The following is a 20,669-nucleotide window of genomic DNA, read 5'->3' as shown; positions in this document are numbered from 1 at the left end:
AGCCCGCGCCGGGCACTCGCCTCCGCCACCGCCGCCTTCGGCACCGGCCAGATCATCGGCCCGCTGGTCGCCGGCTGGATCGCTCAAGGGAGCGGCAGTTTCGTCGCCCCGACGCTTCTTGCGGCGGCGGCCCTTGTCGTGTGCGTTCTCCTCGCACTCCCGGTTGCGCGCAGCGCTTCCTAATAATCCCGTGGTTACAATTGCGTAACAAAATGACGGGGCCATTGCCGCTCCCTTGGAACTGCCTTAGTTTCCGGCTCAACAGTCGTTTCCGACATCCCGCCGACTCGAACTCAGGAAAGCCAAAGCTCCGTGTTCCACTCCTTCTTTCCCCGGCCGAAACTGTTCGCACTTTCGGGCGTCGTTTGGGCCATTGTTACCATCCTGGCCTGGTATTTCGTCTTCGACGGTCTTGGCGCATCCTTCGGATATGTGATGCCGGAGCGGGAACCTTACGATCTTTCCTATTTCCTGGTGCCTGCTAATCTCTGGTTTTATGCGTATTTCGCGGTCTGCCTGGTGCTGTTCGGGGGCGTCTGGACCGTCGTCGCCAGGGATCATTCCTGGAAGCGCTGGTCGATCTGGGGTTCGCTGCTGATCATCGCGGTGACCTATTTCAGCGTTCAGGTTTCGGTCGTCATTAATAATTTCCGCCGCCCCTTCGGCGATCTGCTGCAGAATGCTTTAGCGGGTAAGGAAGGTATTACGGTCTGGGATTTCTACGATCTTCAGATCGTATTCGCTAAGATCGCTTTCCTGAGCATGGGTGTTGCAATTCTGACGGACTTCTTCACCAGCCACTACATCTTCCGCTGGCGTACGGCGCTGAACGACTTCTACATGTCGAAATGGGAAAAGCTGCGCCATATAGAAGGCGCCTCCCAGCGTGTCCAGGAAGACACGATGCGGTTTTCCTCCACCCTGGAGGGACTGGGCATCAACCTAATTAATTCGGTGATGACGCTGATCGTCTTCCTGCCGATTCTGTTCGGTCTGTCGAGTTATGTCTCCGAGTTGCCAGTTATCGGTGAGATACCGCATGCGCTGTTCTGGCTGGCGATTTTCTGGTCGGCCTTTGGTACCGTCCTTCTGGCAACGGTCGGCATTAAGCTTCCGGGCTTGAACTTCCGCAATCAGCGCGTCGAAGCCGCCTATCGAAAGGAACTGGTTTACGGCGAAGATCACGCCGACCGTGCTCAGCCCCTCACTGTAAGGGAGCTTTATTCCAATGTGCGGAAGAATTATTTCCGGATGTATTGGCATTATCTCTATTTCAATATTGCGCGATACTTTTATATACAGGCAGATGCGAATTTCCTTATAATTATGCTTATCCCCACCATTGTCGCTCACAAGATTACCTATGGTATATTTCAGCAGATATTGACTGCCTTCGGACAGGTAAGCAACTCTTTCCAGTATCTCGTCAGTTCCTGGACGACGATCATCGAGTTGCTGTCCATCCACAAACGTCTGAAGGCCTTCGAAGCCGCCATCGAAGACAAGCCGCTGCCGGAAATCGACCAGCACTATCTGGAGCGGGAAGCCGAAGCCGGCGAGATCGCGGCCGACCGGCCGTATTGATTTCGTCCGCAGGTTTTTAGAACAGCATTTTGGGCCGCGCCGGACGTCACTCCGGCGCGGTTTTGGTCTGGGATTGGGGCAGGCGGTATCGAGTATGTGGGAGGTAGGTGGTTTTGCCTGCCCCGGCCGGTTGCTGCAGCTTTTTGGGAGTTGTCAGTTCCCGTTCCACCACATTCGACGGCCATCACCGGAAACCGGGGTCCGAAAACCCTTGAGGAGAATGCCGGTTCGCGAACCCGGTTTCCCATCCGATGACGGGGTGATTATGGCGCGGGTTCGGGAGGCGGGGATGGACGGGGAAGTGGATCTGGGTAAGGCGTTGACGGGGTTGGGCTGATTTTTGTGGACAGGGAAAATCGTCCCCGGCAAAGACCCCTCCCGGCCTGCCGGCCACCCTCCCCACAAGGGGGAGGGACATATGCCGTGCGCTCACCGCTCCAAACGAAGCGCCTATCATTCACAGACGTGTTCATAGCAATGACTGGCGGGGAGACGGTACGCCCTGACATCCGTCATTTGGCGCCGACATCGCGGCAGATCTCCCTCCCCCTTGTGGGGAGGGTGCCCGGCAGGGCGGGAGGGGTTTTTTATGCGTGCAGGCCGGGAGGGTCCTGTATCGCCCCAGCCTCACGAACCCAGCCTGAACCCTACAGCCCCGATGCCACCCGTGGCTTCTCCCGCTCGTGGATCAGCCTGATCGCCTCCGAATAACTGACGCAGGCCACGTCTTGCTTTCCACAGACTTCCGTCACCAGCCGTTCCATCGCCCGCCAATAGGCGCCGCCGTTCATTTCGACGAAATGCAGGCCAATCTGGAGGGGGATGCGGTCGCCGTCATATTCCTTGTCGAAGGCGGCCTTGAAGGCGGAATAGGCGCGTTCCTCGAATTCGACGGTACTGCTCGGATTGTCGATGCCGCCGGAATGGCGGATGAAGAGGTTGTAGTCCATGGCGATGATCGGCCGATTGGACGGGCCTTCTGGAATGAGCGGCAGGCCGAAACGGATGAGCCCGCCCTTTTCCTCCGGCATGACCGGTCCCTTGGTGACGAGGCTGGCATCATAGCGGATGCCGGCCCGTCTTTCGGCTTCGACCAGGCCGGGGCTGGTGGAAAAATAGGGCGCGCGGAAACCATTGATCCCGGTCGCGACGAAATCCTTCCAGCCGGCCGGCTCCTCCGATCCGGCGCCGGCCGCCTTCCAGGCATTGGTCAGCACGTCGTGAAAGGTGTTGAACTCGGCGGTCCAATCTGCCGCCGTCCAGTCCTTGCCGTCGAAATGGCCGCAGGTATGGCTGGAAATGTCGTGGCCTTCGAGATGCGCCTGCCAGATGTGGCCGAGCCGTTCGTGAGCTTCTGCGGCCGTTTGGGCAAAGCCGATATTCGACTTGCCCGGCTTCTCGTTCGGCCCCTGATAGCTTTTGGCATTGGCGCGCTCGATCACCAGTGTGCAGGAGAGAAAGTAAGTGAAATGGGCATTGGCGCGCCTGGCGAGATCACGGCTGCGCTGCCAGAGGTTGTTGGCGCCGGCGCCGTCGAACGAGACCATCACCAGTTGTTTCGGCTTGCCAGCGGTATTGTCGGCGGCGCTGGCTGCGAAGGGCGCTGCGAGAAGACAGACGGCGAGGGGAAGGGCAAGCGAACGCATAAGGTACCTGAATCATGGCGAAGGGCAGCGGGCTTTGTGGCCGCAGAATAAGGCGAAGCTTTGAGCGGTCAGGTTTAAGTGTGGATTCCGCCCGAAAGGTCGCCCACGAGTGTTCCGAGCGGATGTTTTCGGGGTTGCGCTTGCCGACTTTGCAAAACCGGTGACCACTTTTGCGCGACGGGAGTTAAGGGGGGCCTTACATCTCCGGGAAAATAGGCTAGAAGGCGCTTTTCCGCATGATGGGCCGGTTGGGCCGGAGACTTTGATGGCGCAGGACGACGACAGTTTTATTCGCGAAGTGAACGAGGAGCTTCGTTCCGATCAGTTCAGGGGTGCATGGCAGCGTTACGGCAGGATTGTGATCGCGGTCGCCGTGCTGATCGTCGTCGGTACGGCTGGTTATCGTGGCTATGAATACTGGAACACGCATAATTCTTCGCAATCGGGCGACCGTTTCCTGGCGGCCCTGAAGCTTGCTTCGGAAAACAAGAACGATGAGGCACTGGCCGCCTTCGGCGCGCTCGAAAAGGACGGCAGCGGCGCCTATCCCGTGCTCGCCAAGCTGCGCGCCGGCTCGGTGCAGCAGTCCAAGGGCGACGCCACCGGGGCGATCGCCACCTTCTCGGCGGTCGGCAAGGACGCCAAGGCGCCGCAGTCCATGCGCGACCTCGCCCGGATGCGCGCCGCCTGGCTGCTGATCGACAACGGCACCTATGAACAGGTGGCCGCCGAAGTGCAGGCCATGGCCGTGCCGGCCAATCCGCTTGCCAATTCCGCCCGCGAGGCGCTTGGTCTGGCCGCCTACAAGGGCGGCAAGATCGCGCAGGCCAAGGAATGGTTCCAGCAGATCGCCAATGACGCCTCTGCGCCGCGCAATGTTGCCAACCGCGCGCAGATCATGCTCGACAACATCGCCTCTTCAGGCAAGGCGCCCTGACGGTTTTCGCCCAGGGCTTTAAGGATACAGAATGAGCTTCACCGTCGCCATCGTCGGACGCCCGAACGTCGGCAAGTCCACGCTTTTCAATCGCCTGGTTGGAAAGAAGCTGGCGCTTGTCGACGACACGCCGGGCGTCACCCGCGATCGCCGTCCGGGCGACGCGAAGCTCATCGACCTCAAATTCACGATCATCGATACCGCCGGTCTCGAAGAGGCCGGGCCGGAAACGCTCGAAGGCCGGATGCGCGCCCAGACCGAGGCTGCTGTCGACGACGCCGACCTGACGCTGTTCGTGGTCGATGCCAAGTTCGGCCTGACGCCGCTCGACAAGACCTTCGGCGAGCTGCTGCGCCGCAGTGGCAAGCCGGTGGTGCTGGTCGCCAACAAGTCGGAAGCGCGCGGTTCCGACGCCGGTTTCTACGATGCCTATACGCTGGGTCTCGGCGAGCCGGTGCCGATCTCGGCCGAGCACGGCCAGGGCATGATCGACCTGCGCGACGCGATCGTCGAGGCGCTCGGCGAGGAGCGGGCGTTTCCGGAAGACGATGACGAGGCGGAGACCAATATCGACGTCCGGGATTCCGATTTTGCGGACGAGGGCGAGGACGAGGCCGAGCCGGAATACGACGAGACCAAGCCGCTGCGCGTCGCCATCATCGGCCGCCCGAATGCCGGCAAGTCGACGCTGATCAACCGTTTCCTCGGCGAGGACCGGCTGTTGACCGGCCCGGAAGCGGGCATTACCCGCGACTCGATCTCAGTCGAATGGGAATGGCGCGACCGCACAATCAAGATGTTCGACACCGCCGGCATGCGCAAGAAGGCGCGCGTCCAGGAAAAGCTCGAGAAGCTCTCGGTTGCCGACGCGCTGCGCTCGATCCGGTTTGCCGAAACGGTGGTCATCGTCTTCGACGCGACCATTCCGTTCGAGAAGCAGGACCTGCAGCTCGTCGACCTGGTGCTGCGCGAAGGCCGGGCCGCGGTGCTTGCCTTCAACAAGTGGGACCTGGTCGAGGATACGCAGGCGGTGCTTGCGGATCTCCGCGAAAAGACCGAGCGGCTGCTGCCGCAGGCGCGGGGCTTGCGCGCCGTGCCGATTTCCGGCCAGACGGGCTACGGGCTCGACAAGCTGATGCAGAGCATCATCGACACCGACAAGGTGTGGAACAAGCGCATCTCGACCGCCAGGCTGAACCGCTGGCTCGACGGCGTGCAGACCCAGCATCCGCCACCGGCCGTCTCCGGCCGCCGCCTGAAGCTCAAGTACATGACCCAGGTCAAGGCCCGCCCGCCGGCCTTCATGGTGTCCTGCACCAGGCCGGACGCGCTGCCGGAAAGTTATATCCGCTACCTGATCAACGGCTTGCGCGCCGATTTCGATATTCCCGGCGTGCCGATCCGCATGCATTTCAAGGCGGGTGAGAATCCCTTCGAGGGACGCAGGAAGAAGCGGTGAGGGGGCTTCATTGCCCCTCATCCGGCTGCCCGCCACCTTCTCCCCGTTTTTGACGGGGAGAAGGATGCAAGCCGCAAGCTCTCAGTTCAAACCGCTCCATTGGAGTGCGGCCAACTTTTTTGCAGCGATGAGGCTGGCGAAAGCGGTGCGGCATCGTTTCCTTCTCCCCGTCAAAACGGGGAGAAGGTGCCCGGTAGGGCGGATGAGGGGCAGCCCAAAGGCGAGAGCCGCGTGAGGGCTGCGACTACACCGCCGAAGGCCGAATTCCACCCCGTGGGGCCGGCAGTTTCGGCCGCCCTTGGGCGATCAGCACATTGTTTAAAAACTGTTTCGATGCCGCTTCCCAGGTGAACTTGCGGGCGAGCTGCCTTGCATTTTCGCGCGAGCAGCCGAGTGCCGCAAGGCAGGCCAGGCGGAGATCTTCGTTGAGCGCGCCGGCGCCAGACCCGTCCTCGATGATGTCGATCGGGCCGGTGACCGGGTAGGCGGCGACCGGCACGCCGCTGGCCAGCGCCTCAAGGATCGTGTTGCCGAACGTGTCGGTCTTCGACGGGAAGACGAAGACGTCGGCCTGGGCATAGGCGCGGGCGAGATCCTCGCCGGTCTTCATGCCGGTGAACAGCACGTTCGGATACCGCTTTTGCAGATCGGCGCGCGCCGGGCCGTCGCCGACCACGACCTTGGAGCCGGGCAGATCGAGATCGAGGAAGGCCGGCAGGTTCTTTTCCACCGCGACGCGGCCGACGGTCATGAAGATCGGGCGCGGCAGGTCGAAGGGCCGATCGTCGAGATCCATCGGGTGGAACATCGTCTGGTCGATGCCGCGGCTCCAGTGCAGCAGGTTTTTGAGGCCGAGCTTGGACAACTCGCGTTCGAGGCTGGCGGTCGCCACCATGCAACCATTGCCGGCATTGTGGAACCAGCGCACGAAGCCGTGCAGCCAGCGGACCGGGATGGGGAAGCGCGCAGCCACATATTCCGGAAAACGGGTGTGATAGCTGGTCGAGAAGGGGATGTTGTTCTTGAGGCACCAGCGGCGGGCGAGCAGTCCGAGCGGACCTTCGGTGGCGATGTGAACGGCGGTCGGCATCGAGGCCTGAATGGCGCTGGCGATCTGCCAGTAGGTAGCGACCGAAAGGCGGATTTCCGGATAGGTGGGGCAGGGAACGCTGGTAAAGTCCTGCGGCGTCACCATCGTCACGTCGACGCCCATCTGGGCAAGTTCCCGATTGGTATTCTCGATCGAACGGACGACGCCGTTCACCTGAGGGTACCAGGCATCCGTCACGATGGTTATTCTTGTCATGGAAGGCCGAACCCGGTTGCCGATCCGTCCACGACTCGCGCCAACGGACACGTTTTCAGCCTTCTATCGGGAAAGTTTGTTACAGGCTGATGAAGGGGGCGTGGCGGGCACCTGGTGGCTGAATTGCCGGACAATACTCGAGGTGATATACGGCTCCCGCTAAGGAGATATCTCCATGCCTTTTTCCATTAAGAAAGAAGACTGCGCCGAGGGGCCGCTTACACTCCCATCCCCTCCTGAACGGGTAGGAGAGAAAGCGTCGGTCGAGAACCGGCTGGCGGAAGCATGTGCCATGGCCAATACACTCGGCCCCTCCAATCCGGACTTTGACCAGAAGGCGTTCCTGGACGAGCTCTGGGACGATCTCTAATATTTACCGCGAGCATCGGACAAAGGATCGCCTACAAAAAAAGGGCGGGGATTTCATTCACACCGACATGGCGTGAGAGCGGAGGATTGCTCATGATTTCATCGACCGTCGAGCTTCGCAACGTGGCTGGAACCGAGGCGGCGCTCGGTTGGGCCGGCAGCCATACGATCGTCGTCGACCGGGCGGAGGGCAAGGCTGGCGGGCGCAATCTCGGGTTCAATGGTGGACAGCTTCTGGCGCTGGCGATCGGCGGGTGTTTCTGCAACGATCTGAGATACGCGGCGCACGAGATGAATATCGATATCGAGGATATCGCGGTCAGCGTCACCCTGCAGCTCGACGGCACGCCGCTTGTCGCGGTAGGCGCCGAGCTCGACGTCATCTGCACTTCGGGCGATGGCTCCGACACCGGGGCGCTGATCGAACGCGCCAAAAGCATCTGCACGGTCGCCAATTCGGTGATGCAGGGCTTTCCGGTGTCATTCCGGATCGCCGGCTGACCTCTGGGCGAGGCAGCCGGCGCCGGGGTGGTTAGTTGGCGGCGATGGTGAATTCCTGATCGAAAGTCGAGGTCTGGTCGCCGCTCATGTCGTGGATCGTGTAGGTCAGCGTGTATTTGCCTGCCGGCGCCCCCGTCAGCGTCAGGGTGAAATCCATCGAGAATTCCATGTTGGCGTTGTGGCTCTGGAGGACATTGGTGGAGAACGCCTTCTGGTCGAGCATGACCTCGCCGTTCGCGGCCTTGATCTTCAGGTCCGATACGAAATTGAGTTCGTACATGTCGTGAGGAAGCTCTTTCCACCCAAATCCGATTGGTTCGACATAGGTGATGACCTTTTCACCCGGCTTGAAAATGCTGGACTGCTTTTCCTGGTAGATGCCGTAGCCGGTCGAGGGCGCGGTGACGAAAGTCACCAGCCGTTCCGTCAGGCCGAGCTTTCCCCATGCCTCATAGGTCTTCGTTTCGGCCTTGGTCAGGGCGTCGATCGGGGCGGAGTGTGCCGTCGGGGATAGGGCCAGGACGGTCAGGAAGGCAAGGGCGATGCGCATTTTCATTTCCTCATTGGGAGCGATCGTTTAATCGCCCCAAGCCTTTCACAGAATGACTGAAAATTGATTTATGACGCGGGCGCGGAAAACAACGGAGATCTGGCGCCGATCTCGGTCTCCGTCGTCGGTCGCTGCCGGTCATCTCCGTCGGCGTTTCAGCCCGGCAGCAGCGCCGGGCTGATCAGCGCCCCGTGGTGGCCGATGACGACGGACGCGACCGAGGCGCCGTAGGCGGCGGCCTGTGCCGGCGGGATGCCGCGGATGAGGCGGGAGAGGAAGGCGCCGTTAAAACTGTCGCCGGCGCTGGTGGTGTCGACGAGCTGGTCTGCCCTGACCGAAGGGACGTGGATGGATGCGGTGCCGGCGAAGCTCAGCGTCGCGCCATCCGCGCCGTTCTTGACCACGACGTTTTCGACGCCGAGCGCATGATAACGGGCGATGGTATCTGCGACCGTTGCATCGCCGAAATGGGTGGTCTCGTCGTCGAAGCTCGGCAGGACCAGCGAGGCCGCCCGGGCGCCTGCCTCGATCGTCTGCAGCATATAGTCCCTGTTCGGCCAGAGACGGGGGCGGATGTTGGGGTCGAAGGCGACGGTCTTGCCGGAAGCTTTGGCTCGGCGCAGTTCCGACAATAGCGTCTCGATTGCTTCGGGCGCCAGGATACCCAGTGTGATGCCAGAGAAATAGAGGATGTCGGCGGCTTCGATTGCCGCGCGCAGATGGTCGGCATCGTCGGCGAGCTTTTTGGCGGCGGCGGTGTCGCGCCAATAGCTGAAAGTGCGTTCGCCGTTCTTCAGCGTGATCAGGTAGAGGCCGGGCGTCTTGCCTTCGATGCGGCGGATGAAGCTCGTGCCGATACCGGCGTCCCGCATCATCGACAGCATTTCGGTCGACAGGGGGTCGTCGCCGACTGCGGTGAAATAATCCACCGACCATTCGGCCGGCAGGCAGGCGCGGGCATACCAGGCAGTGTTGAAGGTGTCGCCGGCAAAGCCCTTGCGCAGCAGGCCTTCGCCCGCCTGCGACAGCTCCACCATGCATTCGCCGATCGAAAGAAGCCGTCCGCCCAATTGCATTCCTCCCGTATTTTGAAACTCGCATAGGCCGAAGTTTCAGCCGTGGCAAGAGAGTGGATCCGGAACTTCGCAGAGCCTTGCTTTTGCGTTGTCTTTTAAGCCGGGGGCACTAGGTTGGCCTGGAACATTTACCGGAAGGAGAGTCCAAAGATGGCGACACAAGCGGTGAAGGCGGTCGATGCAAACTGGTGGCGCGGCGCGGTGATCTACCAGATCTATCCGCGCTCCTTTCAGGACACGACCGGCGACGGGATCGGCGACATCAAGGGTATCACCGCCCGCCTACCGCATGTCGCCTCGCTCGGTGTCGACGCGATCTGGCTTTCGCCCTTCTTCACCTCGCCGATGGCCGACATGGGCTACGACGTCTCGGACTACTGCAATGTCGATCCGATGTTCGGCACGCTTGCCGACTTCGACGAGATGATGGCGGAGGCGGAGCGCCTGGGGCTGAAGGTGATCATCGACCAGGTGATTTCCCACACGTCCGACCGGCATCCGTGGTTCGTCGAAAGCCGCTCCAGCCGCACCAATCCCAAGGCCGACTGGTATGTCTGGGCCGATCCGAAGCCGGACGGCACGGCGCCTACCAACTGGCTGTCGATCTTCGGCGGGCCGGGCTGGGAATGGGACGGGGTGCGCAAGCAATATTACATGCACAACTTCCTGATCGCCCAGCCGGACCTCAACTTCCACAATCCCGATGTCCAGAACGCCATGCTGGACACGGTGCGTTTCTGGCTCGACCGCGGGGTGCACGGGTTCCGGCTCGATACGGTCAACTACTATTTCCACGACAAGCAGCTGCGCAACAACCCGCCGATGGTCTACGACACGGACGGTGCGGGCATGGAGACGGATACCAATCCCTATTCCATGCAGAACCACCTCTACGACAAGACGCAGCCAGAAAATATCGACTTCCTGAAACGGCTGAGAGCGCTGCTCGACAGCTACGAGGGGCGCGCGACGGTGGGCGAGGTGGGAGACGGGCCGCGTTCACTTTCGACGCTGGCGCTCTACACGACCGGCAATGACAAGCTGCACATGTGCTACACCTTCGATTTCCTAGGGCCTGCCTTCGATGCGGCCTATATCCGCAAGGTGATGACGACGGTTGCCGATACCGTCAGCAATGGCTGGGTTTGCTGGGCGTTTTCCAACCATGACGTGATCCGCCACGTGACTCGTTTCGCCGAGTCCCCGGCGGAGCAGGACCGCGTCGCAAAACTGTCGATCACGCTGCTTTCGGTCCTTCGCGGTTCGATCTGCCTCTATCAGGGCGAGGAGCTGGGGCTGACCGAGGCGGAGCTTTCCTACGAAGATTTGCGCGACCCCTACGGGATCCGCTTCTGGCCGGCCTTCAAGGGCCGTGACGGATGCCGCACGCCGATGGCGTGGGAGGCAAGCGAACCGCATGCGGGCTTCACCACCGGTTCGAAGACCTGGCTGCCGGTTCCGGGCGAACATGCGCGCCGTGCCGTCGATGCGCAGGAGGCGCTGCCGGATTCGGTGCTGCACCATTACCGGGCGGCACTTACCTTCCGCAAAGCGCATCCGCCGCTTGTCGACGGCGACATGACCTTCCTCGATACCAATCAGGACCTGCTCGCCTTCGTGCGCGAGAAAGGCGGCGAAAAGCTGCTGTTCATCTTTAACCTGACCCGCGGGCCCCAGGATTTCACCCTGCCGAAACGGCTTGGCGAAATCCTGCCCGTGAACCTGCCGGGCTTCATGTCACGGCTTGAAAAGGGCGTGGTGAGGCTCGACGCCCTCGACGTGTTCTGCGCGCGGGTGTGACGGTCCTTCAAGCCGTCGGCATATTCTCGAATTTCGGCAGGGCCGGATCGAGGTGGTCCCATGCGTGGCCGGCGGCGTGCCAGGTCACGAATTGCGGCTTGTACCGGCTCGGATCGTCGAGGCTGCCGGCGCGGACGACGAAGTAATCCGGCATGGCAGGGAACGTCATGTAGACCGGCGAACCGCAGGTGGGGCAGAAGGCTCGCCTTTTGACGGTTCCACCGTCGCCGGTCGCCTCCCAATGGGTTGCATTGCCCTCGACCTTGACGGCAGCGCTTGGGAAGGTGAGGTGGGAAGCGTGGCCGGTGCCGCTTTCGCGCTGGCACTGGCGGCACTGGCAATCGACCATGACCGCCGGTTCGGCGGAGATTTCATAACGAATTGCGCCACAGGCGCATCCGCCCGTAAAAAGGGTGCTCATATCTTATCTCCATGGGTATGGCCTCATCGCGGACCTTTGGCTGAAACCTCCGCCCCGACTCTCCGGGGCGTCCCTGGACCATGGGGCGGAGGCGACAACGGTGCTTCAGGCCGGGATGCGGCGGTCGTATTCTTCCTTGAGGCGGCTCCAGCCTTCCCAGAACGGTTCAGGCTTGGCGCCGGTCGCCCGGGCGACAAGGATGTCGAGGTGCATGTGCCAGCCGGCGCCGACCATGACCATGTTGCGGCGATCGGAGATCCGCCGGTGCGTGACGGTGAGCAGGATTTCGCTGCCGGCCGGCTGAAGTTCAAAGCTGACCTCGCCGCGTGGCGGCCAGGAGAAGACGAGGCGATGCGGAGGCTCGAAGGCGATCACCTCGCTCTGAATGCTGTGTTCGGCGGGAAAACCTTCCGGTCTGCCTTCGGCCGAGCCGGCCAGTTCGTCGTTGCGCCAGGTGAGTTCGAAGGAACTACCCGCCTGTGCCGGTATGACGCCCGATGCGAGCCATTGGCGGCGAAGATCGCTGTCGGTGAGGTAGTCCCAGATCCGTTCGATGGGGCCGGGCAACCGGCGCTGGATGCTGAAGGCGAAAGGTTCGGCCACAGCGCCGTATTTGTTCAACGATGTCATGTCGCTCATTGGTCTTCTCCCGTTTCAGGTTCAGTTTCAGATTTCCGTGGGGCAGGGGATTTCAACGGATTCTTCTGGATTTCGTCCCGGGCGCTCTTTTGAGCGTCCTCCTCCCTGAGAAGGCGTTCCAGGATATCGAGCCTGTTGGTCCAGAAGCGCTCATAGAAGGTGAGCCATTCGTGGGCGGTCGCAAGCGGGCCGGGTTCGAGGCGGCAGAGATGGGTGCGGCCGTGAATCTCGCGGCGGATCAGCCCGGCGCCTTCCAGCACCTTGATGTGTTTCGAGGCCGCCGCGAGCGACATGTCGTGCGGCTCGGCCAATTGGCTGACGGTGCGCTCGCCCTGCGCCAACTCGCGGAGCATGCGGCGGCGCGTGCCGTCGCTCAGGGCGTGAAAGACCGTATCGATCGGATATGTGCTTAACTCAACCATGTGGTTGAATATGCGCGCCTGCGATTTTATTGTCAACCGATCGGTTGAATAATTTTTGAAACGAGGGAATCGAGCGGATCAGGCCTCGGCGTAACGGGCAGGTTCGCTTCTGAGCCTGGTGATATCCTGGATCGGCGGGGCGCCGAACAGGCGGCGGTATTCGCGGCTGAACTGCGAAGGGCTGTCATAGCCGACCTGATGGGCGGCGGTGGCTGCATCCATCGCCTTGCCGAGGATGAGGCGGCGGGCCTCCTGCAGGCGCAGCTGCTTCTGGTATTGCAGCGGGCTCATCGCCGTCACCTCGCGAAAATGCTGGTGCAGCGAAGACGTGCTCATGCGCGCTTCGACTGCGACCTGCTCGATCGAAAAGGGAGCGGAGAAGTTCTGGCGGATCCAGGAAATCGCCCGGTTGACCTGCTGCAGCCGGTTTTCAGGGGCGAGGATCTGGCGGATCATCTCGGCCTGATCGCCACGCAGCAGCCGGAACATCAGTTCCCGCTCGATCAGCGGTGCGAGATAGGCGATCTCATCGGGCTTATCGAGAAGCTGAGCGAGGCGGAGTGCGGCATCCAGGAATTCCGGGGTTGTGTGACTGAGGCCGATGCATTTCTTGCGTATGCTCGGCAGACCTGGCACAGCCGGCATGTCCACTAGCATCTCGCTCAGCAGCTTCAGGTCGAGATTGAGGCGCAGGCAGAGATAGGGCTTGTCCTGATTAGCCTCGATGACCTGGCCGGTGACCGGCATGTCGACCGAGACGACCAGATACTGGCCGGGGCTGTAGCGAAAGATCTCGTCGGCCAGCATGACCTGTTTCGCCCCTTGCGCGATGATACACACCGCCGGCTGATGGATGGCATGCAGCGGCTCGGTCGGCTTCGACATCCGGATCACCGACAGGCGCGGGATCGCCGTTTCGAACACGCCGTCGCCATCGGTGTTTTGTGCAATCAGCCGGGCGAGTTGATCGAGTTTTTCCATCCTGGGCCTCGTGGGGAGGTGTGAATGCTGAGAAATACGGGATGTCTGCGGTTTGGTGTGGGCATCATATGGTGGCGCCGGTGGCCATTTCAATTGAGCTTCGGAGGATCGTGCAATCATGCCGGAGGACTGGTCTACCGCTCGCCCGCTGCTTTCGACCATATTCGGCTCGTCCGATCGACCAGCCCGGATGCAAATGGAGATGGTGATGAGCAATTTTCAGCGCTTACTTGAAAGCCCCTTCCATTGGGCCGCCGATTTTGCCGGCGGTTTCCTCAAACGCTCCCGCGGCACGGAAAGACGCCGCCGCGAACGGATGCTCAGGAGGGAATATCTCAATGGCTGAACGATATTTTCGCGCGCCCCTGGCATTTGCGGCTTTCACCTTCGCCGCGACCCTCACGGCGCTTGCACACGACATCAGGCAAGAGGAGAAAACCATGACCGAACATCACTATGCCGGAATGTGGGTGACCGAGGACAACCACATCCGTCACGAACTGCTGCCGAACGGCCGTTATGTGGAAGCGCGCGGCACCCGCGAAAAGGCCTATGAGGGCCGCTACTGGGTGACCGGCGACCATATCGACTACAAGGACGACACCGGTTTCACCGCCGACGGCGATTTTCGCGACGGAGTGCTCTATCATGGGGGGATGGTGTTGCGGCGGCGGTGAGGGGAGGCGGTGCCTGCTTAAAGCGGCCTTGTCTTGCTAGCCCGGAATTCGGTCAGGACTTCCTCCGCGAGGCGATCGAATTTGCCTTCGGCATCGTCGCTCTCAATCCGCCGTTCCCAGCGTTCGGCTTGAAATTCCTCGAACCAGAGCGAAAACGCCTCGAATTCTTTCTGGCCCAAATGAGCAATTGCTTTTTTGATTTGCTCGAGTTTGCTCACGGGCGATCTCGGTAGGATTTATGCGGCAGGGCGCTTCATCGTCCTGTCGCCACGACCTTCCAGAAGGCCGGCGATGGAGATGTCTTCGTTGAGATCATCCCAGTGGATGCCGCCCGGGCTCAGTTCGAAGTTTCGGCGATCGGCTGGTTTCGCAAGGAGGAGACGGGGAAACCAGGCAAGCGGCACGCCCAGTGTGCGGCCGTCGTTAAGCGAGACCCACATGGTGTCGTCGTCGAATTTCACCTCAGTTGCCGAAATGCTCATGCCATACCCGCTTGATCAGAGAACGATTGTCGATGACGAGCCGGATAATAGCAGACAGGTCACGGCTGTTGAAGCCGTCGCTTTCCGCCACTCCTATGGTCGGCTCCAACCAGATCTTCGCATTCGCTCCGCCGCCTCGGACATGGACGTGCACAGGTTCACGCGGGTCGCCTTCGTTGGAGTAGAAGTAGAACTTAAGATTTCCAGAGCGGAAGACGGCAGGCATTTCAAATCTCCGAACGAAATAGACCTGTCGATTATTGATGATGCTAAGGCGCGTTCAGTGCGAAAGCCAATATTTTCTACGTGGGATGAGCGGGATCGCTAAGTTCCAACACCGTTCAAGCGCAGCTTACCATTTGGGTTTTCTAACAAAGCTCCTCCCATTCGCATGCTAGTGATAATTTGAGGTCGCACTCAAATGGGAACGCGTTCTTCAGAAAAAGGCACGTGCCTTTGAATCGAGAAACGTTTCATCGAAATTACGTCGGTGACCATCGATCCGGAACTACATGGTCGGAGGTGCCTCACCCGATCAGCGCAAACCTATCCACATCGACCATGCCCTTGTCGGAAATCTTCAGGTGGGGAATGACCGGCAACGGCAGGAAGGCGACCTGGAGGAAGGGTTCCTGGAGCGTGGTGCCGAGCGCGTAGGCGGCCTGGCGGAGGTGGTGGAGGGTATCGCGCACCACTTCATAGGGTTCGAGGCTCATCAAGCCCGCGATGGGCAGGGCGATCTCGCCGGTGACCTTGCCGTCCTCGACCACCACGAAGCCGCCGTGGATTTCGCCGAGCCGGTTGGCAGCCATCGCCATGTCGTCCTCGCTGACGCCGACGATGCAGATATTGTGGCTGTCATGCCCGACGGTCGAGGCGATCGCCCCCTTCTTCAATCCGAAACCCTGAACGAAACCATTGGCATGGTTGCCGTTCTTGCCATGCCGCTCGATGACCGCGACCTTGATGATGTCGCGGTCGAGATCGACGCAGGTCTGGTTGCCGTTTGCGGGCAGGCGGTAGCGGCGATGTTCGGTGATGATCTTGCCCGGCATCACGCCGATGACCGGCGTTTCGCCCTCCGTGAAGGGCACGCCGAAATGCATCGCCTGGACGGGACGCGCCTTGACGCTGTCGAGACCGACCGGGGCGACGGGTCTGCGGGTGGCAAAAAGTTCGTCGGTGACCTTGCGGCCGGCGGAGAACACCATCTCTGCCTTGCAGTTTTCGAGGCTGTCGACCACGACGAGATCAGCCCGCCAGCCGGGTGCGACGAGGCCGCGGTCGCGCAGGGCGAAGGCTTTGGCGGCTGAGATGGAGGCGGCGCGATAGACGGCGAGTGGTTCGACGCCGTGGGCGATCGCGGTGCGGATCATATAGTCGAGATGGCCCTGTTCGGCGATGTCGAGCGGGTTTCGGTCGTCGGTGCAGAGCGCCAGATAGGGTGACAGCCGCTCGGTGAGGAGCGGCATCAGCGCGTGGAGGTCTTTCGACACCGAGCCTTCGCGCACCAGGATATGCATGCCCTTGCGGATCTTTTCGAGCGCCTCCTCGGCGGTGGTGCATTCGTGTTCGGTGCGGATGCCGGCGGAGAGATAGCCGTTCAGATCATTGCCGCGCAGCAGCGGCGCGTGACCGTCGATATGGTCGCCGTAGAAGGCGTCGAGTTTGGCGAGGCAGATCGGGTCCTTATAAATGACGCCCGGGAAGTTCATGAACTCGGCAAGGCCGATGACCTTGGGGTGATCGCGGAAGGGCAGCAGCTTTTCGATCGGCAGGTCGGCGCCGGCCGTCTCTAGATGGGTCGCGGGCACGCAGGAGGAGAGCTGGACGCGGATGTCCATGATCGTTTCCAGCGAGGAATCCAGGAAGAACTGAATGCCTTCTGTGCCGAGCACGTTGGCGATCTCGTGCGGATCGCAGATCGCGGTCGTGACGCCGTAGGGCAGGACGCAGCGGTCGAATTCGTGCGGGGTGACCAGAGAGCTTTCGATGTGAAGATGGGTGTCGATGAAACCCGGTACGACGATCCTGCCGGAAACGTCGATTTCAATCTTGCCAGTATAGTTGCCGCAGGTGCCGACGATACGGTCACTGCTGATGGCGATGTCGGAGGCGACGAGTTCGCCGGTGACGAGATCGAAGAACTTTCCGCCTTTCAGCACGATATCGGCGGGTTCGCGGCCGGTGCCCTGGTCGATGAGGGTTTCGAGACGGGTGGTCATGGCAGGCTCCTCGCGCTGAATCGGTCGCCTAACCTAGCCGTTCAACGGGGAAACAGGGAGAGGCGATCGATGCAGGCGAGACGTCATGCGATATCCGTGCGGACATTGCCGCCGCAGAGGATGGTGGCGACTGTTCGGCCTTTGAGGTTCCCGCCGTTTTCCAGAAGACCTGCAATGCCGGCGGCGCCGGCTTCCTCGACGACAAGGCCGTAATGGAGGCGGCAGAATTCCCGCGCCTGGCGGATGGCCGCTTCGCTCGCTTCCCAGACCTCGTCGACGGTCGTTCTCATGCAGTCCAATGCGTAAGGAACGCATTCTCGAACCGCGATGCCATCAGCTGCGGTTGCTGCGGTTTTCGTCGAGATGAGCCGGCCGGTTTCATGAGATTGCTTCATGGCTGGCGCATTGGCGGCGACCACACCGATGACTTGGCAGTTCGGTGCCTTGGCGCGTATCCAGGCGCCGATCCCGGCCAGAAGCGCGCCATTGCCGAGCGGCACGAGGATGGCGTCGAGTTCGATGGCTTGCCGGGAGAGACGCTCGGTGATTTCCAGTGCGATCGTGCCTGCACCTTCGGCTATACTCCGCAATGCGCCGTCTTCGACAAAGGGGCAGCCATTCGCTTGCGCATAGGCACGCGCGGCGGCCTTGGCGGCGTCGAAATCACTGCCTTCCAGCCGCACGTCGGCGCCGAGCCGGCGCATAGCCTCGACCTTGCCGGGATTGGCCGTGGTGGCGGAGAAGATCACCACCCCGCGTCCGCGCGCCCGGCCGGCATAGGCGAGCCCCTGGCCGAAATTGCCCGCGGAGGCGGAGACGACGGGGTGGTCGCCAGCCGGTTCGTTCTGCATCCACCAGTCGGTGCCGCGTCCCTTGAAGGATCGGATCGGATTGAGCGTCTCCACCTTCGCAAGGAGGCGAAGGCCGAGAGCCGCATTGGCCGTCTGCTGCTCGATCAACGGGCTGTTGGTGAAGACGGGATCGATGCTTTTCGAAGCAGCGAGAATACCGTCGACGGAAGGGTGTGGCTGGTTCTGTGTCATGGCGTTAAGATGCCAACGAAAAGCCGGTAGAATTCCTGAAGTCATGCTCATAACCAGGAATATTTCCCGGAATTTGCTTTAAAGCCGGGAAGTCCTCTCATGGCACTGACGAAAGCCGATCACGAAATCCTCAAGCTCATGCAGAAGGATGCAACCATCACCTTGAACGAACTGGCCGAGCATGTGGGTCTGTCGCCGTCCTCGGCACAGCGGCGGCTGCAGAAGCTTCGGGAGGACAAGGTGATCCTGCGGGATGTTTCGATCGTCGATCCGAAAAAGGTCGGGATGGCGGTTTCCATGCTGGTCGAGGTGGAACTGGAGCGCGACCGGCCGGAGCTCATGCCGCCTTTCCTGCGCTGGGTGGCGGATACGCCGGAGGTGCAGGAGGCCTGGGGTACGTCCGGCCGGGGCGATTTCACGCTGGTAATCCTGGTCCAGTCCGTCGAGCATTTCGATGTGCTGGCGGACCGGATGATGGAGATGAACCCGAATATCCGCAAATTCACGACGAGCGTCGTGCTGAAGACGTTGAAGCGGACGCTGGCGGTGCATGTCGAGTGAGCCCAGCCGGCGTCCGAGAACGAGGCTCAAAACAAACGGGCGCCCGAAGGCGCCCGCTGGTCATGCGATTTGAAAGATGTCACTCGGCGGCGACGATCTTGCCGTCTTCCCACTTGAACAGGGAAAAACTCTGCGAGGTGAGGTCGCCTGTCTTGCCATAGGTGAGCTTGCCGATGGCGGTGGCGATCGGTTCGCCGGACTTGATGGCCGCGGCCACCGCTTCCGTATCCTCGGCGCTCTTTGCCTTTTCGATGCCGGCCTTGATCACTTCGACGGCGGCATAGGCGTTCAACGTGAAGGCTTCTGCGGGGATCTTGCGGGCGGCGAGCGCTTCGGCGGCAGCCTTGGAATCCGGGCTCTTGGTGGCGTCGGACGCGTTGGTGAACACCGTGCCGGCCGCGGCCTTGGTGCCGATGTTCCAGAACTCGCTGTTCGACAGGCCGTCACCGCCGACGATCGTCGCCTTGACGCCGAGATCGGCGAGCTGGCGGGCGAGCAGGCCGCCTTCCGGGTGGTAACCGCCGAAATAGATCACGTCGACATTCTGCGATTTCAGGCGGGTTGTCAGCGCGCTGAAATCCTTGTCGCCCGGAGTGACGGCGTCATCGAGCACTTCCTTGACACCGCCGGCATTCAGCGCCGCCTTGAAGGCATCGGCGAGGCCTTTGCCATAGGCGCCCTTGTCGTTGATGATCGCGACCTTTTTATCCTTGAAGGTCTTCAAGACGTAATTGGCGGCGACCACGGCCTGCTGGTCGTCGCGGCCGCAGGTGCGGAACACGTTGGTGAGGCCGCGCGTGGTGAGGGCCGGTGTGGTGGCGGTGGGTGTGACCATCAGCACGCCGTTTTCGGCAAGCGCATCGGAAGCCGGCATGGCGACGCCTGACGTCACCGGACCGACCACGAAACGGATGCCTTCGCCGACCAGCTGGTTGGCGGCGGAAACGCCCTGCTTGGGTTCCGCTGCGTCGTCGGCCGCCTTCAGGACAACCTTTTCGCCGAGAATGCCGCCCTTCTTGTTGATTTCCGCAATGGCGGTTTCGGCGCCGTTCTTGACCTGGTCACCGTAGGCCGCGACAGGGCCGGTGAGCGGGGCGATCAGGCCGATAACGATATCGGCATGAGCAAGCGGTGCGAAGGTCAGCGAGGCGAGTGCTGTCGCTCCCAGAAACGTCTTGAGGTTCATTTTGGTCTCCTTGGATGGGGCTCAAGCCCGCGGTGAACGCCGCATCCCTGCCTTCCGTCTTCGATGTCGCGCCGGGCGCGGTCGTGCCAAGGACGGAAAGCGATGCGGTCGATACCGTGCCGAGCCATGTTTGGCTTTCGGCGACCGGCCACCAATTCTGTATGAATTCCGCCAGATTTCCGCAAGAAGATAACAAAACGGCCGCGAATTTTGTGGTTTTCGTCAAGGATTGCCCGGAAATTGCGGATGTTTGCCGGTTTCCGTGATTCCCGATGAAACTAGTCCTTGCGCTCCAGAGCGCCGAGGAAGGTGCGGACCTGACGGTTGAAGGCCTGGAATTCCTTCGGAGTCATGCCGGAACGTTCGATCAACGTTTCGCCAAGGCATGTGCTCTTCGCGATCAGGGCACGGCCGGCGTCGGTCAACCAGACATGCACCTGGCGCTCGTCGGTCTTGCTGCGGCGGCGCTCCAGCAGTCCGGCCTGTTCGAGCCGCTTGACGGGCGGGGTGATAGTGCTCGATTCCAGGCCCAGCCTTTCCGCGATCGTGCCGATCGTCGAGCCGTCCTGTTCGCCGAGCACGCTCATGACGAGGTATTGCGGATAGGTGATGCCCATATCGTCGAGCATTGGCTTATAGACGCGATTGATGGCGATGTGGGCCGTATAGAGCGAGAAGCAGAGCTGCTCGTCGAGCGGCGGAAGGGGGGAGGCGGGCATGCTTGCTCCGGTGCTGTTCCAGGTTCTTCGCGACGTATAGCATAATTTTGATATCGCGATAAATATTTTTGTAGACAGGATCACA

At 61.3% G+C, this 20,669-nt stretch carries 25 protein-coding genes; 10 read left to right on the top strand and 15 right to left on the bottom strand.

The features are described 5' to 3' along the window. Together MOV63_RS18985 and sbmA are read left to right on the top strand one after the other, a co-directional pair. The coding region (locus tag MOV63_RS18985) for a YbfB/YjiJ family MFS transporter (protein ID WP_247035747.1) at window positions 1-183 on the top strand (183 nt) is incomplete at its 5' end. A gap of 129 nt (window positions 184-312) precedes the next feature. Further along, window positions 313-1,584 (top strand): peptide antibiotic transporter SbmA, encoded by a 1,272-nt coding sequence (gene sbmA, locus MOV63_RS18980; protein WP_247035743.1) that lies wholly within the window; start codon window positions 313-315, stop codon window positions 1,582-1,584. A 647-nt stretch (window positions 1,585-2,231) separates the two neighbouring features. Here the strand turns inward: sbmA and MOV63_RS18975 are convergent. Beyond that, complete coding sequence (locus MOV63_RS18975; protein WP_247035735.1) at window positions 2,232-3,230, bottom strand: polysaccharide deacetylase; 999 nt, start codon at window positions 3,228-3,230, stop codon at window positions 2,232-2,234. Between the two features lie 265 nt (window positions 3,231-3,495). On the opposite strand from MOV63_RS18975, the gene MOV63_RS18970 reads away from it, so the two are divergent. Then, window positions 3,496-4,167 (top strand): tetratricopeptide repeat protein, encoded by a 672-nt coding sequence (locus tag MOV63_RS18970; RefSeq protein WP_247035733.1) that lies wholly within the window; start codon window positions 3,496-3,498, stop codon window positions 4,165-4,167. A gap of 31 nt (window positions 4,168-4,198) precedes the next feature. Continuing rightward, window positions 4,199-5,626, top strand: a complete 1,428-nt coding sequence (gene der / locus MOV63_RS18965) for a ribosome biogenesis GTPase Der (RefSeq protein WP_247035731.1) — start codon at window positions 4,199-4,201, stop codon at window positions 5,624-5,626. 244 nt (window positions 5,627-5,870) lie between these two features. Here the strand turns inward: der and MOV63_RS18960 are convergent, their stop codons facing one another. Then, window positions 5,871-6,932, bottom strand: a complete 1,062-nt coding sequence (locus MOV63_RS18960) for a glycosyltransferase family 1 protein (protein WP_247035723.1) — start codon at window positions 6,930-6,932, stop codon at window positions 5,871-5,873. A gap of 175 nt (window positions 6,933-7,107) precedes the next feature. On the opposite strand from MOV63_RS18960, the gene MOV63_RS18955 reads away from it, so the two are divergent. Together MOV63_RS18955 and MOV63_RS18950 are read left to right on the top strand one after the other, a co-directional pair. Next, window positions 7,108-7,302 carry a hypothetical protein gene (locus tag MOV63_RS18955; protein WP_247035721.1) on the top strand — a complete coding sequence of 65 codons (195 nt, stop codon included), beginning with the start codon at window positions 7,108-7,110 and terminating at the stop codon, window positions 7,300-7,302. 92 nt (window positions 7,303-7,394) lie between these two features. Next, entirely contained in the window at window positions 7,395-7,802 is a 408-nt protein-coding gene (locus MOV63_RS18950) for an OsmC family protein (protein WP_247035719.1), read from the top strand. Window positions 7,803-7,833: 31 nt separating this feature from the next. Here MOV63_RS18950 and MOV63_RS18945 read toward each other — a convergent pair whose 3' ends face one another. Next, the gene (locus tag MOV63_RS18945; RefSeq protein ID WP_247035716.1) at window positions 7,834-8,352 is read right to left on the bottom strand and encodes a DUF3324 domain-containing protein; all 519 of its coding nucleotides are present in this window, start codon (window positions 8,350-8,352) and stop codon (window positions 7,834-7,836) included. A 155-nt stretch (window positions 8,353-8,507) separates the two neighbouring features. Next, the gene (locus MOV63_RS18940; RefSeq protein ID WP_247035714.1) at window positions 8,508-9,422 is read right to left on the bottom strand and encodes a sugar kinase; all 915 of its coding nucleotides are present in this window, start codon (window positions 9,420-9,422) and stop codon (window positions 8,508-8,510) included. Window positions 9,423-9,578: 156 nt separating this feature from the next. On the opposite strand from MOV63_RS18940, the gene MOV63_RS18935 reads away from it, so the two are divergent. Next, window positions 9,579-11,228, top strand: coding sequence for an alpha-glucosidase family protein (locus MOV63_RS18935; RefSeq protein WP_247035712.1), 1,650 nt, complete (start codon window positions 9,579-9,581; stop codon window positions 11,226-11,228). A gap of 7 nt (window positions 11,229-11,235) precedes the next feature. Here MOV63_RS18935 and MOV63_RS18930 read toward each other — a convergent pair whose 3' ends face one another. The 4 genes from MOV63_RS18930 to MOV63_RS18915 form a co-directional block, all read right to left on the bottom strand. Next, the gene (locus MOV63_RS18930) at window positions 11,236-11,649 is read right to left on the bottom strand and encodes a GFA family protein (RefSeq protein WP_247035710.1); all 414 of its coding nucleotides are present in this window, start codon (window positions 11,647-11,649) and stop codon (window positions 11,236-11,238) included. A gap of 105 nt (window positions 11,650-11,754) precedes the next feature. Beyond that, the gene (locus tag MOV63_RS18925; protein WP_247035708.1) at window positions 11,755-12,288 is read right to left on the bottom strand and encodes an SRPBCC family protein; all 534 of its coding nucleotides are present in this window, start codon (window positions 12,286-12,288) and stop codon (window positions 11,755-11,757) included. Next, entirely contained in the window at window positions 12,285-12,710 is a 426-nt protein-coding gene (locus MOV63_RS18920) for a helix-turn-helix transcriptional regulator (protein WP_247035706.1), read from the bottom strand. Before MOV63_RS18920 ends, MOV63_RS18925 begins: the two co-directional genes overlap by 4 nt. Window positions 12,711-12,788: 78 nt before the next feature. Beyond that, window positions 12,789-13,691 carry an AraC family transcriptional regulator gene (locus MOV63_RS18915; protein WP_247035703.1) on the bottom strand — a complete coding sequence of 301 codons (903 nt, stop codon included), beginning with the start codon at window positions 13,689-13,691 and terminating at the stop codon, window positions 12,789-12,791. Window positions 13,692-13,899: 208 nt separating this feature from the next. Here MOV63_RS18915 and MOV63_RS18910 point away from each other — a divergent pair, with 208 nt between their 5' ends. Both MOV63_RS18910 and MOV63_RS18905 read left to right on the top strand, forming a co-directional pair. Next, window positions 13,900-14,037: a hypothetical protein gene (locus MOV63_RS18910; protein ID WP_172723807.1), complete on the top strand. Its 138-nt coding sequence runs from the start codon at window positions 13,900-13,902 to the stop codon at window positions 14,035-14,037. Beyond that, window positions 14,030-14,368: an Atu4866 domain-containing protein gene (locus tag MOV63_RS18905; RefSeq protein WP_247035701.1), complete on the top strand. Its 339-nt coding sequence runs from the start codon at window positions 14,030-14,032 to the stop codon at window positions 14,366-14,368. Before MOV63_RS18910 ends, MOV63_RS18905 begins: the two co-directional genes overlap by 8 nt. 17 nt (window positions 14,369-14,385) lie before the next feature. On the opposite strand, the gene MOV63_RS18900 is transcribed toward MOV63_RS18905, so the two are convergent. From MOV63_RS18900 to MOV63_RS18880, 5 genes are all read right to left on the bottom strand, one after another. After that, on the bottom strand, window positions 14,386-14,586 hold the full coding sequence (locus MOV63_RS18900; RefSeq protein ID WP_247035698.1) for a hypothetical protein: 201 nt from the start codon (window positions 14,584-14,586) through the stop codon (window positions 14,386-14,388). A gap of 18 nt (window positions 14,587-14,604) precedes the next feature. Next, on the bottom strand, window positions 14,605-14,850 hold the full coding sequence (locus tag MOV63_RS18895) for a DUF2442 domain-containing protein (RefSeq protein ID WP_247035696.1): 246 nt from the start codon (window positions 14,848-14,850) through the stop codon (window positions 14,605-14,607). After that, complete coding sequence (locus MOV63_RS18890) at window positions 14,831-15,076, bottom strand: DUF4160 domain-containing protein (RefSeq protein ID WP_247035686.1); 246 nt, start codon at window positions 15,074-15,076, stop codon at window positions 14,831-14,833. The genes MOV63_RS18895 and MOV63_RS18890 overlap by 20 nt, the downstream gene beginning before the upstream one ends. Window positions 15,077-15,377: 301 nt before the next feature. Then, complete coding sequence (gene ade, locus MOV63_RS18885; RefSeq protein ID WP_247035684.1) at window positions 15,378-17,075, bottom strand: adenine deaminase; 1,698 nt, start codon at window positions 17,073-17,075, stop codon at window positions 15,378-15,380. A gap of 83 nt (window positions 17,076-17,158) precedes the next feature. After that, window positions 17,159-18,118 (bottom strand): threonine/serine dehydratase, encoded by a 960-nt coding sequence (locus tag MOV63_RS18880; protein WP_247035682.1) that lies wholly within the window; start codon window positions 18,116-18,118, stop codon window positions 17,159-17,161. 99 nt (window positions 18,119-18,217) lie between these two features. On the opposite strand from MOV63_RS18880, the gene MOV63_RS18875 reads away from it, so the two are divergent. After that, complete coding sequence (locus MOV63_RS18875) at window positions 18,218-18,679, top strand: Lrp/AsnC family transcriptional regulator (RefSeq protein WP_247035680.1); 462 nt, start codon at window positions 18,218-18,220, stop codon at window positions 18,677-18,679. Window positions 18,680-18,758: 79 nt separating this feature from the next. Here MOV63_RS18875 and MOV63_RS18870 read toward each other — a convergent pair whose 3' ends face one another. Together MOV63_RS18870 and MOV63_RS18865 are read right to left on the bottom strand one after the other, a co-directional pair. Next, on the bottom strand, window positions 18,759-19,865 hold the full coding sequence (locus MOV63_RS18870; protein ID WP_038544344.1) for a branched-chain amino acid ABC transporter substrate-binding protein: 1,107 nt from the start codon (window positions 19,863-19,865) through the stop codon (window positions 18,759-18,761). Between the two features lie 278 nt (window positions 19,866-20,143). Beyond that, complete coding sequence (locus MOV63_RS18865; protein WP_247035678.1) at window positions 20,144-20,584, bottom strand: MarR family winged helix-turn-helix transcriptional regulator; 441 nt, start codon at window positions 20,582-20,584, stop codon at window positions 20,144-20,146. Window positions 20,585-20,669 lie beyond the last annotated feature (85 nt).

Origin of the sequence: Neorhizobium sp. SHOUNA12A, from assembly GCF_023006505.1 — a bacterium.
Taxonomy (GTDB): domain Bacteria; phylum Pseudomonadota; class Alphaproteobacteria; order Rhizobiales; family Rhizobiaceae; genus Neorhizobium.
This window is presented reverse-complemented; position numbering and strand designations above follow the sequence as displayed.